The following is a 16,667-nucleotide window of genomic DNA, read 5'->3' as shown; positions in this document are numbered from 1 at the left end:
AGCCATCTGGGGTGACGTCAGACTTCTTGCGTCTGTCGCAGGACCTCTCGACCTATTTTCGAAGTGATGGTGCGCGCCGCTGACTCTTGGCGTCCAGATACCCTGTGGGTTCAAGGAAGGGCCATGCCATCTGCCCAACTGGCGTCAACCGGCGCTTTGATTGGCCCCGATTGCCATCTTGTCAGCCTGGTCTTCTCTGCTGCCACAAATCAGCCGGTAGAGTGGGAATGACTGGCCTTCAGTTCATCGATCGCGCAGACGATATGGTAGAATGAGCTGGCTGGGGCCAGGTTCCCCTGAAAGATTCCCTCTGAATTCAAGCTGTCTTGCCAGACCCCTGAGACGGGGGTCTGGAGGTAGAGCTTCAGGCCATTGGCTGCCTTGAGGGCGTCCTCGGATTGGTTGAGGATCAGGGCCGCCTTGAGGTATTCGGTCTGGGGCCAGAGGCGGGCGTTTGGATCCAGAACGGTGAGGTCGTCCTTGAGGGCGTCACAGGCGATGCCGCGGACATCCACGCCGTGTTTGCCGCAGGCGAAGAGTTTTCTGGCGGCTGTCAGGGCGTCGGGGCGATTTCTGAGGTGGCTCCAGCGGGCCAGGAGCCAGGCCCATTCAAACTGATGACCGGGTTCGACCCGGGCACCGTCCTTGCCGGGGACTGGTTGCCAGTCTGAGTTAAAGAATTCCCTGAGAAATCCGCCTTTGGGGTCGATGAAGGTTCTGAGGGCCATTTCGGCGATTTCATCGGCGAGGGCCTCCCAGCTTTGATCGCCGGCTTCGGCCCAGGCCAGGGAGGCTTCCAGGACATGCATATGGCAGTTGGACTGGAAGGGGTGGCCATCGGTTTCCTTAAAGCCGCCCCGGTCATGGCGCAGGGTGTCGAGGCCAGTGCGGATCCTGTGGGCTTCAAGCTCAAGGTCGCGATCATAGCCTCCAGCCTGGTGAAGCTTGGCCATGCCGAGCAAGGCGAAGGCCTGATCATAGACGGTGGCTCTATTGTCGAGGGGTTCGCCGTCCGCGGTCAGCAGGTGTCGCATCAGGCCATCGGGCCGCTGGAATTTCTGGAAGGCGTAGTCGAGGCCAAATTGGGCGGCCTGCCGCCAGGGGCCGGCCCAGCGCAGCTTGCCGGCGGTCACGAAGGAGTAGACCTGCCGGCCCTGAACCCGGCCCCGCCTGGGCGCCGGGCGGGGCTCGCCGGTTATGCTCAGGGCCTCAATGAACCCGCCCTGGGCATGATCTGCGCCAAGGCTCCACCAGAGGGGGAGGGCGCTGGTCTTGAGCCATCGGTCATACCAGGCGTGGGCTTCGGTCAGGCTGGTGAAGTCCGAGCGGATGGGCCCCTGGGCCTTGAACTGGTCAACGGCGGTCTTGACCGCCTGGCTGTGATTGAGATCGCAGACCAGTATGGAGTCGCCATCGGCGATGATGGCGAGATTGCTGACGCCGATCGCCGCCACCCGTTGTCCGGGGCCCACGCGGACGACTGAATTTTTGGTCCCGATCAACAGCGTGTCGCCGCTTGTGGCGTTTGCATCTTTGTCCAGGGGCGAGGCCGCCAGGACAGCGTCCCAGGCCCCCAGGTCAGACCAGGCAAAGGAGGCCGGCAGGACAGAGGCCCGGCTGGTCGGCTCCATGACCGCATAGTCGATGGAAATCTTCGGCGCCTGACGAAAGCCTTCCCCCAGGATCTGGACCTCGCCTTCGGTTTGGGCGGACTTCAGACCAAGGCGGACGGCGTCGAGTATGGCTGGAGCGTGGGTGGTGAGTTCTTCCACAAGGACGGAAGCCGACACCACGAAATTGCCGCTGTTCCAGAGAAAGCCCTGATCCAGATAGGCCTGGGCGGTGACCGGATCGGGCTTTTCCACAAAGGCAAGGATGGGCTGTACGCCCTGGCCGCCGGCCGGCTGGATATAGCCAAAGGCGCTGGAGGCCGAGGTCGGCTGCATGCCCAGCGTGACAATTCTTCCGGTGCGGGCGCCTTCGACAGCCTGATTGATCGCGCTTCTGAATAAGTGGGCGTCAGGCACCTGGTGGTCGGCCGAGACCACCACAGCGACCCCGGCGGGATCGCGAGCCTCAATCCACAGGGCGGCGGCCGCCATGGCGGCGGCGGAGTCCCTGGCTTCAGGCTCCAGGAGAAGGTCAGCTACGACCCCAAGCTCGGCCAGTTGGGAAAGGATTGTCGACCGGTGGGCAATGCCCGCAACAATGAGCGGCCGCACGGCGTCCTCAAGACCCGAGACCCGCAGGACCGTGTCCTGGAAGCTCGACATCTCCCCGGCCAGGGGCACGAACTGTTTGGGTCGCCAGGGGCGGGAGGCGGGCCACAGCCGTGTTCCCGAGCCGCCGCACATGATTACAGGAAATACCGCCATGGCCTTGGCCCTTGATTTATTTGTTCTCGACGGACGGGGGCGCGCCTTGGCAATGCCAATTCGACCCGCTCGCCAGAAGGCCAGATGAACAGAGTCTGGGTTGTCAGCAAGGCAGGGGCTGCCGGGTCTAAAGCTTCATCCTCACATGTCTATGGGCTCGTCGGCCCATGTGGAGTGCCGATGGATTGCCGCAAATTTTGGCCTGCGTTGGCGACCCTTGGCCGGGTCTACAGGATAAGCTGCGCCGCCACGTGATCAGCGCCAACCATGTAAGCCTGTGCTCGCCTCTTGTACGCGTACGCCTTTGGGCTCAAGCCCGGGCGGCCTTATCCGCCCTTGTAGTGATTTTCCGGCTTGTTGTACTTGGCGATCATGTCGATCCCGTACTTGGTCGATCCCTTGGCGATGTCGGTGAGGAAGGCATTGTTTGACAGGGCGTAGTCTCCGACATTTGACGTCACAGACTGGCTCAGCAGCCATCCCACGATCGCCGCCTTGGTTCCGATCGCCTGCGGACCGTCCTTTCCGATTGCGGCAAGATATTGCTCACGGGTTTGAGGGCTGCCGTCGGCGTTCTTGCCGACCTCTTGTTTCAAGATCGCCGCCACTTTTCCAGCGGTCGGGTGAGCCCCGAATATCTCGAAATAGGCCTTCGACGTGGCTTCGCTGACCGTCATCGGGCCATAGGTCGCCTTGAACTCTGCGGCTCCAGCGCCGACCGTACCCAGATTGACGGCGAAATTTATGAAGCGGTTGTCCTGGTTCATCGCCTGATAGTACGGGCTGTTCAGGTTGTTCTTGTTGGGCCCGGTTGGGGAAACCAGATAGTCAATGCCGGCCACGGTTGGGGTGCCGTGGGTAAAGAACTGATAGTTCAGGGTTGCGACAGATGTTGTACCGCGGGCCATCGTTATGACGTCTGCGACAACTTGAGAGGTTGAAAGCAAGCCGCTGTCGACTTCCGCCAGGGCCGTTGTGAAGGAAGCGCCGTGGCGTGATGGATCGCAGCGCAGTATTTCCGTGTACGCGCGATGGATTTCCGCCTTCGGCGATACGTGTCCAGGATCGCCGCCTTGACAGGAGGCGACCCCGAAGGCCGCCAGGCTCAAGCCGATCAGGAGGGCCAGTCGTTGTGGAAGTTTCATATCCAAACCTCGAAGACCTTGGCGCCTCACGCGCAACGCCGCCGTCAGTGGGATAGCCAAGTGGCGCTCAGAAGGCCAGCCCAGGCCGCAAAATGACCCTCATTAGCCGGAAGCATGCAGGTCGTTCTGGCGCCCAAGGGGCGGGACGGTCAGCCTGAGTAGGCATATTCGGGCTTTCCATAGACGCCGATCAAGTCGACGGCGAAGTTGGCGCCGTCTGTCAGATCCAGGAGGAAGGCGTCATTGGCCTTGGCGTAGACGCCGACATCGGCCTTCTGCGCCTCCGAGAGCAACCATCCCACCATGGCCGCCTTCGTGCCGAGGCCATTGAGCCCGTCCCCGCCATAGAAGGCGAAATATTCTGCCCGGGACATGACAGCGCCGCCCAGGGTGAAGGTGGGATCCAGAAGGGCATGGACCTTCGTGTCCGACGGCGTACTTCCGAAGATTGTGGCGTAGGCCTGCTTTGTTGAGGCGAAGAGATCCAGTCCGCCATATCGGGTCTGGAAACTGGCTGCGCCCTCGCCGATTTTTCCGAGGTTGACGGCGAAATTGATATAGCGGTTCTCGAGTGTAAAACTCTGATAATATTGGGAGTTCAGGTTATTGGCGTTGGGCCCGTCCGGGGAAACCAGATAGTCAACGCCACCTTCGCTGGGAATTTTGCCGGTAAAGAAGGCATAGCTGAGGGTGGCGACAGATGTTGTTGCGCCCGCAGCGCGGACTATGACGCTTTGGGCGGAACTCCTCGTCAGGCTTCCATCGCCTGCCAGGAGGGCCAGGTCATCCACGAGCTTTGCAGCCAGACCGTCGGTCGCCTCAAACCTCATGAGATTGGAAATCGCTGTGGTGGTTTCTGCATCCAGCAGGGACAGGCTGGTGACCAGACGCACGACGCCATCGCTGAACTTGAGGAACTCCAACTCACTCAAGGTGTCGACCCCGTCCGGGGCGCCAGCACGCAGGTCGGTTACGGTCCACACCTCGCCGGAGGCCGCCCAGCGGTAATTTGCCCTGGTTCCGGAAAAAAGGCCGAAATCTATCCCCTCGCCGCCGAGCAGGGCGTCATCTCCGGCCCCGCCTGTCAGCTGGTCGCCGCCGCCATTGCCTTTGAGGGTGTCGGCGCCCGCGCCGCCCTTGAGGGCGTTGCCCAGATCATTGCCAATGATGATGTCTGCGCCAGTTCCGCCGATGGCGTTCTCAATCTCCGCGCCAATTGCGATGGTCACATTGCCTGCATATCCCCCGACGTCTGAAAAGAAGCCGGGGCGAAGATCGATTGTCTGAGGGCTGGTATATCCGGAGAAATCGAAGGTGTCGGTTCCCCCGGCGTCCCAAACGGCGAACTGGGCCGGTGAGCTGTTTGTGGTCAGGATGAACCAGGGACGGTCTGCATTGGCGTTGAATCCATAGACCGTATTGCCGGTCCGGGTTGTCATGTTGGCGCCATAGATCTGCTGGATGGCGGCGATGTCATCGAGCAGGGGGGCGGCCGAATAGCCCGGCAGGTTGGCGCCCGTATTGGCCCCGGCGAAATAGCTCATCACCGTGTACTGGCGGCTGTCCTCATAATACTCGGCATTGGCTGCATAGGTGAGGTCGCCACCGGTGTTTGCGTCATAGGCCCCCGGGTGCCCCAGTCCGATCGCGTGGCCGAGTTCGTGAATGAGGACCAGGCCGCCATAGCCGCCGATCGTTGGCGTCTGATTGGACGCAATCGTGCTGTTGACCCAGAGGTCGCCCGAGTTTGAGGAGAAACTCGGATTGCCGGGATAGTAGGCGAAGGCCGCTGCATCGGCTTCGCCAGCTGCATAGTTGGCAAAGAGCATCGACGCGATGTCGGAATAGGCGGCCTCGCCGCTGGCGCCTGAGCCGACCCGCACGAAGCGGATATTGGCCACATCAGCCCAAGCGCTTAGCGCCAGCTCGGTCTGGTTGATCTGGGCGACGGAGAACCTTGTGAAGCCGGAAATATCCGACGGGTAGGTGCGGGGCGCGTTGGCCCGGTAGGCATAGGTGACGGTATAGCCCGTGCCCATAATGGCGTTCCAGCCGGGCTCTCCCCCGGTCAGGCGGGTCGCCGCCTGGTCAACCGACAGGCTGGGCTTGCCATTTACATCTCCGGCGGCCCTCTGGTCGAGGTTGAGATAGGCCCATGGCGTCCCGTCTCCCTGCAGCAGGAAATCCGAGCCGACGAGATTGTCTTCCGGGGCCAGTAATACGCTCATGGTCGAACACCATTCACGGGTTAGGTAAAGAGACCTTCAACTGCACAGCCAGCTGGCATGAATCCCTGAACCCTCTGGCCTGAAAACGGCGATGTGAAGGCAAGGGCGCCGTCCTTGCCGTCTTCGCGGCCTTAATGCAGCCCTGCGCCGCCCCCGCCTGCCTTAGGACGGGTATTGGCGGCTTCCTTGAGGAGGACGGTCAGGAGTTCGGCCAGCTCCAGGGCGTTCGCCCGGCTCATGACCGTGGCCTGATGGTAGACCGGGCCATCAGGACCTGCTTCGCCGAAGGAGAGTCTGACCTGGCCCTGATTGGCCACAATGAAGAAGCGGTTGGCCAGGACGGCTGGCGGCTTGAGGGCAAGAGCCCGCTCCGGCTCACGGCTTTCGTCGGACATGGTTCAGTTACTTTCGTTCAGGACAGGGCATCTGTCGGGCCATTGCGATAAATAGGCCTGACATCCGGCTTGAGAAAGACCTTCCTTCCAACCGGGCGGCCTGCAGATGGCCGTTGCCCAGGGGTCTTTGATCCCCATGACTGGGGCGTTTTGCCGCCGTCCCCATAGTCTTCTGTAACGCAAGGCCCTAGAAGAGCCTTGCCTTGTCTGTCCAAGGCCGAGGATCAATCTTTCAGGCCGCCCCGGCATACCCACCTGGCTTCAACGTCAATCTTGAATATGTCGCGATTACTTCAGTTTGCCCGCATCATCTGGCGTTGGTCTGTGCCTGAAGGCCTGCGCTATCGCGGACATGTCATGGCCCAGGCTTGCCTGTCTGTCCTGCGCGTCCAGGCCTCGCGCTTCAATGAGTCCCTCGAGACCTTTGTCTCGGACCTGTCGTCCCGCTGGCCGGGGAGGGGACGTCTGAGGGTCGTAGGGCTGTTCTCCGCCTCCCATGGCATTGCCAGGGGCGCTGGCCTGACCTGCCGGGCGCTGGACTATCTGGGCGCCCCCTATGTCCGGATTGACGCCTCAAGCCTGGTGCATGGGCCGCAGGAGGCGCACCTGCTTCAGGGGCGCGCCATGGGCTGGATCATCCAGATGAACCCGCCGGAGCTGGCCGGCATTGTCCGCAATGGCGGGGCCAGGGCCATGCTGGGCCCGCGATACGGCTATTGGGCCTGGGAATTGCCCAGGGCGCCAGACGCCTGGAGGCCCGGCGAGGAGCATGTCAACGAGATCTGGGCGATCAGCGCCTATACGGCAGAGGCGTTCAGGTCATTCTCGAAACCTGTCCGCGCCATGCCCCATCCCATTGTGACTGATGACTATGATCATGTGATGCCGGCCCCCAGACGGGCCCCATTCACCGCCATCGCCTTCTTCGATTTCAATTCCTCGGTCGCCCGGAAAAACCCCCTGGGTGCGATCAGGGCCTTCAAGCAGGCGTTTGGCGAGGACACTGCCGTCTGGCTGACCATCAAGACGCAGAATGGACATCTGTTTCCGGACATATTGGCGGCGCTGAGGGCGGAGTCGGGGGGAAACATCGGCATTGTCGATGAGGTCTGGCCCTATGACCGGGTCCTGAGTGAAATCAAGGCCGCCGACGTCCTTGTGTCCCTGCATCGCGCTGAGGGGTTCGGGCTGATCATGGCCGAGGCCATGGCCCTGGGCACCCCTGTGATCGCCACGGCCTGGTCAGGCAATCTGGATTTCATGGACGCAACCAGCGCCCTTCTCATTCCCTTCGCCCTGGTGGCGGTGGAAGACGCCCAGGGCTTCTATCAGGGCCAGTCCTGGGCTGATCCCGATATTGACCAGGCTGCGGCAAGCCTTCGGCGTCTGCGGGCAGAGCCTGGCCTGGGGCAGGACCTCGCCCGGGCCGCCGCCCAGGCTGTGAGGACCCGGCTCTCGCCGGAGGTCTGGTTTTCCCACTTTCCCGCCAGCCTTCGACGGAGGATTCTGCGCAGCGCCCGGCGGCGGGGCGCAAACCCATAGTCTGGCCCATAGTCTGGCCCATAGTCTGTCCCATAGTCCGGGCGCCAGGGCGACTGCTGGACCTTGTTCGACCTCCCGGCCCCTGATAGACCCGGCCCCTTGCAAACCGGGCGAGACGCTGGATGATTTCCGACAAAATCGTTGTCTACAGTGCGATCAACCGGAAAGATCAGCTTATCGCCGATGCTGCGCGGGATATCGGCTCGGCCTTCCTGCAGCGGAATGTCTGGCTGACCATGGCCGTCTATGACATCCGGATGAGATATCGCGGCTCCATTATCGGGCCCTGGTGGATAACCCTGTCCATGGGCGTCCTGATCGGCGGTATGAGCGTACTCTACGCCAATCTGATGAAGCTTGAACTTGAGGACTATGTTCCCTGGCTGACCTGCGGAATTGTCCTCTGGGGCATGATGATCAGCAGTCTGACCGAGGGCTGTGACGCCTTTATCGGCAGCGTCCAGATCATCCGTCAGAGCGCCGTGCCGATATTCACCTTTGTCCTTCGGGTTCTGGCGCGCAACTTCCTGGTTCTGGCCCACAATTTCGTCATTGTCGTCGTGGTCGCCATCCTCTTCGGATTCTGGTCGGTTTCCCGCCCCCTGGAGGTTGCGGGCGGCTTGCTCGCGGTCTTCGTCAACCTGTCCTGGATGGTGACCCTGATCGCCCTGACCTCGGCGCGGTTTCGCGATGTTCCCCAGATCATAGCCGCGGCCCTGCAGATCGCCCTCTTCCTGACGCCGGTGTTCTGGCTCACCGATCAGCTGCCGGAACGGCCGGCCCTCCTGTGGCTGAACCCGTTCTACTATCTCCTGGAAGTGGTTCGAGCGCCTCTCCTTGGCGAAACGACCATTCCTGATGCCTGGCCTGTGGTTGTCGGCATGGCCCTGATCGGCTGGCTGGTGGTGTTTCCGGTCTTCGCCCTGCTGCGCCGTCGCGTCGTCCACTATCTCTAGGTTCCCCATGGCTCGGATCGAAGTTTCAGACCTGTCTGTCCGGTTCCCGATCTACGGGGTGGATTTCCGGTCCCTCAAGAAGGAGATCGTGCGCACGGTCGGCGGGCGCATGGGCCGCGGCTCGGCCGGACAGCCCATTGTGCAGGCCCTTGAGGACGTGAACTTCACCCTCCAGGCCGGAGACCGTCTTGGCCTGGTCGGCGGCAATGGGTCTGGAAAGACAACCCTTCTCCGGGTCCTGGCCGGCGCCTATGTCCCCGACAAGGGACGGGTGGAAATCCAGGGCAAGGTTTCGGCCCTGCTGGACGTCGGCATGGGCCTGGATCCGTCGGCCACGGGTTATGACAACATCTATATGCGCGGCCTGCTGAATGGTCTGACCCGGAGCGAAATCGACGGAAAGGTTGACGAGATCGCCGCCTTCAGCGGCCTTGGCGAATTCCTGCGTCTGCCCCTCAAGGTCTATTCAGCGGGCATGCAGGCGCGCCTGGCCTTCGCCGCCGCCACCGCCATCGAGGCCGATATCCTGCTGATGGATGAATGGATCGCGGTCGGTGACGCTGAGTTCCGGGACGCCGCCCACGAGCGGCTGGTCTCCCTCGTGGACAGGGCCAGCATACTGGTCATCGCCAGCCATGACCCAAGTCTCATCAACTCCCTCTGCAACAAGACCCTCCACCTCGAAGGCGGGCGCATTGTCGGCGCCGAGCTGACGCCGGCCTAGCTGGCCCGCGGCCTGGTTCCCGAAATGTCGCGGTGAAACAATAATCGGAACTGGATCTGGGGGCTGACCGGATCTGTGACGTCTTAGCGCTGAGATCCAGCGCGAGGCGAAATGAACAAGGCTTCCAATCCAGGGCCAGAGGCGCCGGCCGCATGTTATGTCCGGCGCTCGTCTGGTCTTCAGTATTATTCCATTGAGCACCAGCTGGCGGCGATCGCGACCTTCGCCTCAGAAAAGGGCTTTGTCATTGTCAGGACCTTTACCGACGACAGGAGCGGCCTCAACCTGTCTGGTCGGCCGGGTCTGAGCGCCCTTCTGGGAGAGGCCCTTAGCGGCTCGGCGATCTTCCAGACCATACTGGTCTATGATGTCAGCCGATGGGGCCGGTTCCAGGACCTGGACCAGGCCGCCCACTATGAATTCCTCTGCCGGAAGGCCGGGATCGCGGTGGAATACTGCAACGAGCCCTTCGCAAATGACGGCTCACCGCACAGCAACCTCTTCAAGCAGATCAAGAGATCCATCGCCGCGGAGTACAGCCGTGACCTGTCCCAGAGGCTGTCACGGGCCAAGCAGGCCCTTGCCGCCAAGGGGTTTCATCAATGCGGGTCTGCGCCCTACGGGCTCCGGAGAATGGTCCTGGACCAGGCCGGTCGTCCCAAGGGCATACTCGAGCACGGGGAAAGCAAACTCCTGACCGGATACCGCACCGTCCTTGTCCAGGGGCCGCCAGACGAGGTCGAGACGATCCGGCGAATTTTCGCCTGGTTCGTCGAAGACAATCTCTCCCGCGCCGAGATTGCCCGGAGGCTCACCCGGGAAGGGATCAGCCGAAGGGGAGATGCCCCCTGGTCATGGGCTTCGATCAGCACCGTGCTGAGCAATCCAATCTATGCCGGAGACCTGGTCTTCGGGAAAACCACAGCCCCCCTGAAATCGGCCAAGATCCTCAAGCCTGCCAACCTCTGGGTGCGGCGGGCGGGCGTCGTTGCGCCGATCATAGACAGGGCTGTTTTTAACCAGGCCCAGGAACGGCCAAGGGAGACCTGTCGGTATTCTGATCGCGATCTGCTTGACGCCCTTGTCAGGCTCAAGGACAGGGAAGGGCGGCTCAGTCAGCGACTTGTGGCCGCCCAGGCCGATCTGGCCTCGGTTCGCACCTATGAGCGGCGCTTCGGCTCCCTTCAGGCGGCTTTCAAGGCCGTCGGCGCCCGTCTTCACAAGCGGGCCCGCCTGAGTGCATCCCCTGATGATGTCCAATGAAGCCTGACCGCAGTCGTCTTGCGGCCCGGTACATGCGGGTATCAAGCGATCAGCAGACCCATGCCCTGCAGAACCAGGAAGAGGAAATCGCCAGCTATGCGGCCCTCAATAATCTGCAGATTGTCAGGGACTATGTGGACGCTGGAAAAAGCGGCCTGACCCTGAACCACCGGCCAGGCCTGCGCCAGCTCATGGCCGACATCGCCACCGGGACGGCGCCCTTCGGGGTCCTGCTCATCCAGGATGTCAGTCGGTGGGGCCGGTTCCAGGACATCGATGAGGCCGGGCATTATGAGTTCCTGTGCAGGATGGCCGGGATCCGCGTCTGTTACTGCAGCGAAAGCTTCGCCAATGACGCAAACCCCAATGCCGGGGTCATCAAGGCGGTCAAGCGCCTGATGGCGGCGGAATTCAGCCGCGACCTTTCCGGCAAGGTCCGGCGCGCCCAGTTTCACTGGGCCGAACGGGGCTACACCATGGGCGGAAAGCCAGGCTACGGTTTTCGCCGTGTCATACTGGGCGAGGATGGTCAGCCCCTGCATCATCTGGGCCCCGGGGAGCGCAAATTCATCGCCGCCCAGCGCACCTCGATCATCTGGGGACCCGCCTGCGAAGTGGACACCGTCAGGCAGATCTATCAACTCTATACCCAGGGCGACCTGTCGATCCGGGCCATAGCCGACAGGCTGAACGCCGCACAGACGCCCCCTGGCGCGTCCACGGGGGCATCGGGCTCATGGACCGCGGTTTCCGTGGGACGCATACTGACAAATCCAAAATATTGCGGGCGCTATGACTTTGGCAAACGTGTGCGCATTCTGGGAGGCGCCACGGTCAATCGCCCTGCCGATGAGTGGCTGGACCTGAAGGTCACATGTGGCGGCATGGTGTCGCCGGCCATCTATGAGGCGGCGCGCGTCAAGCGGCGCAGACGCATCGCCACGGTCGAGGACTTCGAGGTTCTGCAGCGTCTGGGCCAGATCATCGCCCTGCAGGGGCGGCTGGATGTCGCGGCGATCAGGGCGACGCCAGGCCTGCCGACCCCCCAGACCGTACTTCGCAGGTTCGGCAGTCACTCACGGATCGAGGCCATGCATGGCGTCTATCCCCCATTGCTGGATGGCGGCGGGGTTGATCCTCAGCTCCTGGCGGCTTTTGAGCGCACCCGGACTGGCCTCTGGGGGCCGTTCCGGCTCTTCGCCGGCGAGGCGCAACTGGCTGCAGGGGATGATCGCATCATTATCGCCCATTTCCGCAAGGCGGTGAGGGAAGGTCAGGTCCAGCTTTGCATCTTCGATGAGGCGACCGGGAGGATCATCGTACCCAGGCCCAGAATGCAGGTCTTCTTTCAATCCGGGAAACGGCCGCCGCCACTTGCGCCGCCCATATCAGGTCTCACACCGGCCTTCCGTGTGGCCTGCGCCTTCCTGCATCGCCGGGAGCGTACCCAAAGCGCACTGAGGGCGCTTTCTGAAGGCGATGGGCAGGCCCTGACCAGACTGGAGCCGGACTGGTCGGAAGATGTTGCCCGGTTTGTGGGCGACCTCCTCAAGAATGGCATGAATGCCCGTCATGCGCCCTCTGCGACGGCGGGTTCCGACTCCAGGGTAGGAGCCGGAAGACTGTTGGACGCCTCGCCCAAGCTGGGGCGACAAGACTGACTTGATCGGAAGGCATCCGGGTTTGACCGGAGCTGACCTTGCCTAAAACGAAGGCCAGTTCAGCCTGACCTTTTCTGCGGCAGGGTCAGATGGTTGTCATGTCTGCTGGCCTTGGCCTAGAACCCGTTCCGCATGGCAGGGCCGGAAATGGGTACGTTTTGAAGACTTACAGACGTTTTCTTTGGGCGATTGGCGTGGGCGTCACGGCGTCAGCCGTCTGTCTCTTGCTTCAATTCCTGATCTACAAGCTGATATTCGGCGAAATCTACAGCCTGAAACTGTTTGCCTATGAGATTTCACTGGAGAGAATTGAGGCGCTTTCCCTCCTGTCATCCCTTCTTCTCGCCCCCCTGCTGGAGAATGCGATCTTCGCATGGCCGGTGAACGCCCTGCTCGAACGGGCACAGGCCGGAACCAGGGCCGTTCTGCTGGCCTTCCTGATCGGATTTCTGCTGGGATCGATTTTGCATCTGCTGGCCGGCATGAAGATAAACAGCCTGGGCCCGGGACTGGCCTTTGGACTCTTCGCTGCCTTTTACGCGCGGCTCAGAATGTCAGAAGAGGCCAACCCTTACCTGCTGACCGTGCTGGCCCATTCCGCCATGAATGCTTCAGGTCTGGGCCTGGCCCTTGGGCTGAAGGCTGTTCATTAGAGCGATCAGGGGCGTTGGGCGCCAGGCCTTGACTCTGGTGGTCAGGCGCCGCGTCGGCAGTGATCCTGTCCTGACTTGCGATGTCCTTATCGCCGGGACAGGTCAGGTTGTCGCGTGGCCCCCTTGGCGGGCTGGATTCTGGCTGGACATGGCGCAGGAGAGGAGGGCAGGCTCACGGCCGGAGGGATCAGAATCTTGTCCATGGGGTCGCCAGAGCATCGTTCGGAACTGCAGGGCGATCCGGTCAGCCTGCGGGTCTGGGGCCCCCACGCCTGCTTTACTCGGCCAGATCTCAAGGCCGAGCGCCATACCTATGACGTCATCACCCCGTCAGCGGCCCGGGGTATATTTGACGCCATTTACTGGACCTGCGGCATGCGCTGGCGCATTGACCGGATCTGGGTTGAACGGCCTGTGCGGTATCTGGGCGTCCGTCGTGCCGAGCTGAAACATACGATTTCAGCCAAATACGCAGAGGCGGCCCGCAAGCGGAACAGCACCCTCGGGGTCGCCATGGAGGCTGGCGAGGATCGTCAGCAGCGGGGCGCCACCATCCTTCGCGACGTGTCTTATGTCCTGGAGGGGACAATCCTGCAGGAGGATGTGCATGGCGGTGAGTCCCGATTGCTGAAACACCAGGCCATATTCCGCCGCCGGGCCAGGCGCGGGCAGTGCTTTCACCAACCCTATCTCGGGGTGCGGGAGTTTCCCGCAGCCTTTGCCCCCGCCGACTCCCCGCCCGTCCTGCACCCAGACCTGGCCGGGGAGCATCACCTGGGGTGGATGCTCTATGACATCAGGTTCGGCAGGCCGAACAGGCCGGTGTTTTTCAATGCGGTCATGTGTGACGGCCTGATTGATCTGACATCCTGCGTCCTTGATGGCGAACGACCTTGAGCGTCCTTGCCGCCCTGGCGGAGCATCATGACCGGCTGAGGCAGCAGGGGCAGGCCCCGCCGGTGGGTTTTGCGACAGTGCGCCTTGGATATGCCCTGGTCCTGGACAGAAAGGGCCGTCTGCTGGGCGCAGAAACCCTGATGCAGGAAACGCGCAAGGGCCTGCAGCCAGGGTCCTGCCTGGCGCCCAAGGCGCCCCAGCGGGTCAGTGGAATCGTGAGCGGATTTCTCTGGGACAAGTCATCCTATGTCCTGGGGGTGTGGGATGTGCCGGAAGGCCTGACGGCGAAGAAGTCGCCGGCTCGGGTCGCCCGGGAGCATGCCGCCTTTGTCGACCTGCACCTGCGCACCCTGGCGGAGACCCAGGACCCCGGTCTTAGGGCCCTCCACAGCTTTCTGGAGTCCTGGTCTGCGGCAGACCATGGGGATCGCGACCTCCTGAGCCGCGTGTCTGGTCACAATCTGTGCTTCCGGCTTTCCGGCGCCGCCGGCTACCTCCACGAAACCCCTGCCGCCCTGGAGCTTGCCAGATTCCGCGCCCTGGCCGATGGCGACCTGCAGACAGGCCAATGCATGGTGACGGGAACAACCGGCCCCTTGGCGAGGCTTCATCCGCGCATAGCCGGGCTTCCCGGATCAAACACCACCGGGGCTAGCCTGGTCTCGCACGCGACGCCCGCCTTGCGATCCCACGGCGCCCTCCTTGGAGAGAATGCACCCGTCCTGGCGTCCAGGGCAGCCGCCTATGGCGAAGCGCTCAACATCCTGCTGGCAAGACGCGCGCCCGAAGACCAGGGCGGCGCCCCCCAGAACCGGATCGCGATCGGCGCTGACACCCTGGTCTTCTGGGGGGAAAGCCGGGAGGCCGAGACCGTCATGCGGTGGGCCCTGGGGGTGGCGGGCCATGACATGCAGGGCGCGCCGGAGGGGCAGGGGAAGGACTTGAGCGACGAGGAGGTCTGGCTGGCCTTGGTCAGTCCCAATGGCGGCCGGCTGGCCGTGCGACGGGCTTTCAACATGACACTGGGTCTTCTTCTTAGCAGGCTTGAGGCCTTTCTTGAGGCCTCCCGCCTCAGCGGACCTTGCTCGGGGCGCCTCGACCTGCAGCGCCTATGTCGGGGATTATCGCCACAGTCGGCGGCGGGCGCCTCGCCTGACAGGTGGGCGGCCGAACTCTGTGCGTCGATCCTGGATGGCAGGGCTCCGGGCGCCGGACTACTTCGGCACACGGTCATGCTCATATCCCGGGACCAGGGTGTCTCCACCCTGCGGGCCGGCCTGATGAAGGCCTGCCTCCTGGGAACTGGACCCGGCGGCGCAGGTGAGGCCTTTGGCAGGGACTGGCCCCGATTTTGTCGTCGCCCTGCCTTTGATCTTGGGCGGATCTATGCCTGCCTCGCGGCGCTCCAGGCCTGGGAGCAGGGGCTCTTTTCGGCCAGACGGGATCATGATCTCCTGTCCCTGGCTTCCGCCTGTCCCGCCCAGGTCCTCCGGCCTGGCCTCTTGCGCATGGACCGCAGCCTTCGCGCCGTGACATACTCCGGCCGTACTGGCCGTCCCATCAGGATCGTCCGGGCCCTGGATCGCCTTCTCGAAAACATCGGCGGCCGCAGCGCCTTGGCGCCAACCCTGGGCCTGACCGACCGGGCCCTCTTCCTGATCGGTTTTCACCATCAGCGGCAAGAGCTGAAAACACCCGTCAGGGGCGCGGACCCGGCGCCAGAGAAAGCAGGGGGCAGTTGATGAGCCCGATTACCCACCGGTATGATTTTGTCTTCCTGTTCGATGTCACCAATGGGAATCCCAATGGCGATCCCGACGCCGGCAACGCCCCCCGCATGGACCCGGAGACCGGTCGGGGCCTGGTGACCGATGTCGCCCTGAAGCGCAGGTTGCGGAATTATGTCTCGGCGACCCGCGCGCAGGATCCAGGCTATGAGATCTATGTCGCGGAGCGCGCCGTGCTCAACCGCGCCCATGAGCGGGCCTATGCCGCCCTCAACCTCGAAATCGAACCCAAAAAGGTCCCGTCAGATGAGGATCAGGCGCGAAACCTGATCCGCTGGATGTGTGACAACTTCTATGACATCCGCGCCTTTGGCGCGGTCATGACGACGCAGATCAATGCCGGCCAGGTCAGGGGCCCGATCCAGATGACCTTCGCCCAGTCCATTGACCCGATCATGCCCCTGGATGTGACCCTTACCCGCAATGCCGTGACCAATGAGGAAGACGCCCAGCGGACGGACCGCACCATGGGGCGAAAATACATTGTGCCTTACGGCCTCTACCGGGCCCACGGCTTTGTCTCCGCGCGCCTGGCCAATGATCCGGTCAAGGGAACAGGCCTGTCACAGGAAGACCTTGAACTCTTCTGGCGGGGCCTCTGCGAAATGTTCGAGCACGATCGCGCATCCTCCAGGGGTGAAATGTCAGCCCGGGGCCTCTTCGTCTTCCGCCACGAGAGTGATCTCGGAAACGCCCTGGCCCACACCCTGTTTGACCGGGTGACCATAGAGCCTGCCGGCGCCGAGGGGCGGATCGCCCGCGCATTCTCCGACTATGTGGTGAAGGTCAATGAGGACAACCTGCCAGCTGGCGTGACCCTGGAACGCAGACTTTAGGGCGCTGGCTCCGGACCAGACGGCCCCCTGTCAGATAACAGCCTGGGTATGGCTGGCGTCGCTACGGAAATCGCAGGATCCGGCGCTGCGCCCGACTTTACCTGTGTCGGGGTGTGTGTGATCTAGGCCCTTCGCCCGTTCGGGTGTGGATTGAAAATTCGATACGATTACGGCGACTTCCGCCCCGGGGCGTCAGGCTTCGGGG

General features: G+C 62.7%; 12 protein-coding genes and 1 pseudogene. 9 read left to right on the top strand and 4 right to left on the bottom strand.

The window, feature by feature from the left end; translation table 11 throughout:
- Window positions 1-209: 209 nt before the first annotated feature.
- From CFE28_10910 to CFE28_10895, 4 genes and pseudogenes are all read right to left on the bottom strand, one after another.
- A complete protein-coding gene (locus CFE28_10910; GenBank protein OYU70453.1) occupies window positions 210-2,375 on the bottom strand; it encodes a mannose-1-phosphate guanylyltransferase in 2,166 nt (721 codons plus the stop codon).
- Between the two features lie 701 nt (window positions 2,376-3,076).
- A pseudogene (locus CFE28_10905) lies at window positions 3,077-3,283 on the bottom strand (hypothetical protein).
- 386 nt (window positions 3,284-3,669) lie between these two features.
- The gene (locus CFE28_10900; GenBank protein OYU70452.1) at window positions 3,670-5,748 is read right to left on the bottom strand and encodes an alkaline metalloproteinase; all 2,079 of its coding nucleotides are present in this window, start codon (window positions 5,746-5,748) and stop codon (window positions 3,670-3,672) included.
- Between the two features lie 131 nt (window positions 5,749-5,879).
- Window positions 5,880-6,143, bottom strand: coding sequence for a hypothetical protein (locus CFE28_10895; protein ID OYU70451.1), 264 nt, complete (start codon window positions 6,141-6,143; stop codon window positions 5,880-5,882).
- A gap of 279 nt (window positions 6,144-6,422) precedes the next feature.
- On the opposite strand from CFE28_10895, the gene CFE28_10890 reads away from it, so the two are divergent.
- The 9 genes from CFE28_10890 (at window position 6,423) to cas7c (ending at window position 16,462) form a co-directional block, all read left to right on the top strand.
- Window positions 6,423-7,685 carry a hypothetical protein gene (locus CFE28_10890; GenBank protein ID OYU70450.1) on the top strand — a complete coding sequence of 421 codons (1,263 nt, stop codon included), beginning with the start codon at window positions 6,423-6,425 and terminating at the stop codon, window positions 7,683-7,685.
- Between the two features lie 122 nt (window positions 7,686-7,807).
- Window positions 7,808-8,641, top strand: coding sequence for an ABC transporter permease (locus tag CFE28_10885; GenBank protein OYU70449.1), 834 nt, complete (start codon window positions 7,808-7,810; stop codon window positions 8,639-8,641).
- Window positions 8,642-8,648: 7 nt separating this feature from the next.
- Window positions 8,649-9,365 carry a sugar ABC transporter ATP-binding protein gene (locus CFE28_10880; protein ID OYU70448.1) on the top strand — a complete coding sequence of 239 codons (717 nt, stop codon included), beginning with the start codon at window positions 8,649-8,651 and terminating at the stop codon, window positions 9,363-9,365.
- 111 nt (window positions 9,366-9,476) lie between these two features.
- Window positions 9,477-10,628 (top strand): hypothetical protein, encoded by a 1,152-nt coding sequence (locus CFE28_10875; protein ID OYU70447.1) that lies wholly within the window; start codon window positions 9,477-9,479, stop codon window positions 10,626-10,628.
- Window positions 10,625-12,289 carry a hypothetical protein gene (locus CFE28_10870; GenBank protein OYU70446.1) on the top strand — a complete coding sequence of 555 codons (1,665 nt, stop codon included), beginning with the start codon at window positions 10,625-10,627 and terminating at the stop codon, window positions 12,287-12,289. The genes CFE28_10875 and CFE28_10870 overlap by 4 nt, the downstream gene beginning before the upstream one ends.
- Before the next feature lie 194 nt (window positions 12,290-12,483).
- Entirely contained in the window at window positions 12,484-12,942 is a 459-nt protein-coding gene (locus tag CFE28_10865) for a hypothetical protein (protein OYU70445.1), read from the top strand.
- Window positions 12,943-13,143: 201 nt separating this feature from the next.
- Window positions 13,144-13,839 carry a type I-C CRISPR-associated protein Cas5 gene (cas5c, locus tag CFE28_10860; protein ID OYU70444.1) on the top strand — a complete coding sequence of 232 codons (696 nt, stop codon included), beginning with the start codon at window positions 13,144-13,146 and terminating at the stop codon, window positions 13,837-13,839.
- Window positions 13,836-15,581: a type I-C CRISPR-associated protein Cas8c/Csd1 gene (gene cas8c / locus CFE28_10855; GenBank protein OYU70443.1), complete on the top strand. Its 1,746-nt coding sequence runs from the start codon at window positions 13,836-13,838 to the stop codon at window positions 15,579-15,581. The genes cas5c and cas8c overlap by 4 nt, the downstream gene beginning before the upstream one ends.
- Window positions 15,581-16,462 carry a type I-C CRISPR-associated protein Cas7/Csd2 gene (gene cas7c, locus CFE28_10850; protein OYU70442.1) on the top strand — a complete coding sequence of 294 codons (882 nt, stop codon included), beginning with the start codon at window positions 15,581-15,583 and terminating at the stop codon, window positions 16,460-16,462. Before cas8c ends, cas7c begins: the two co-directional genes overlap by 1 nt.
- Window positions 16,463-16,667: the final 205 nt, after the last annotated feature.

It is taken from the genome of Alphaproteobacteria bacterium PA2 (genome assembly GCA_002256425.1).
Taxonomy (GTDB): domain Bacteria; phylum Pseudomonadota; class Alphaproteobacteria; order Caulobacterales; family Caulobacteraceae; genus Phenylobacterium.
This window is presented reverse-complemented; position numbering and strand designations above follow the sequence as displayed.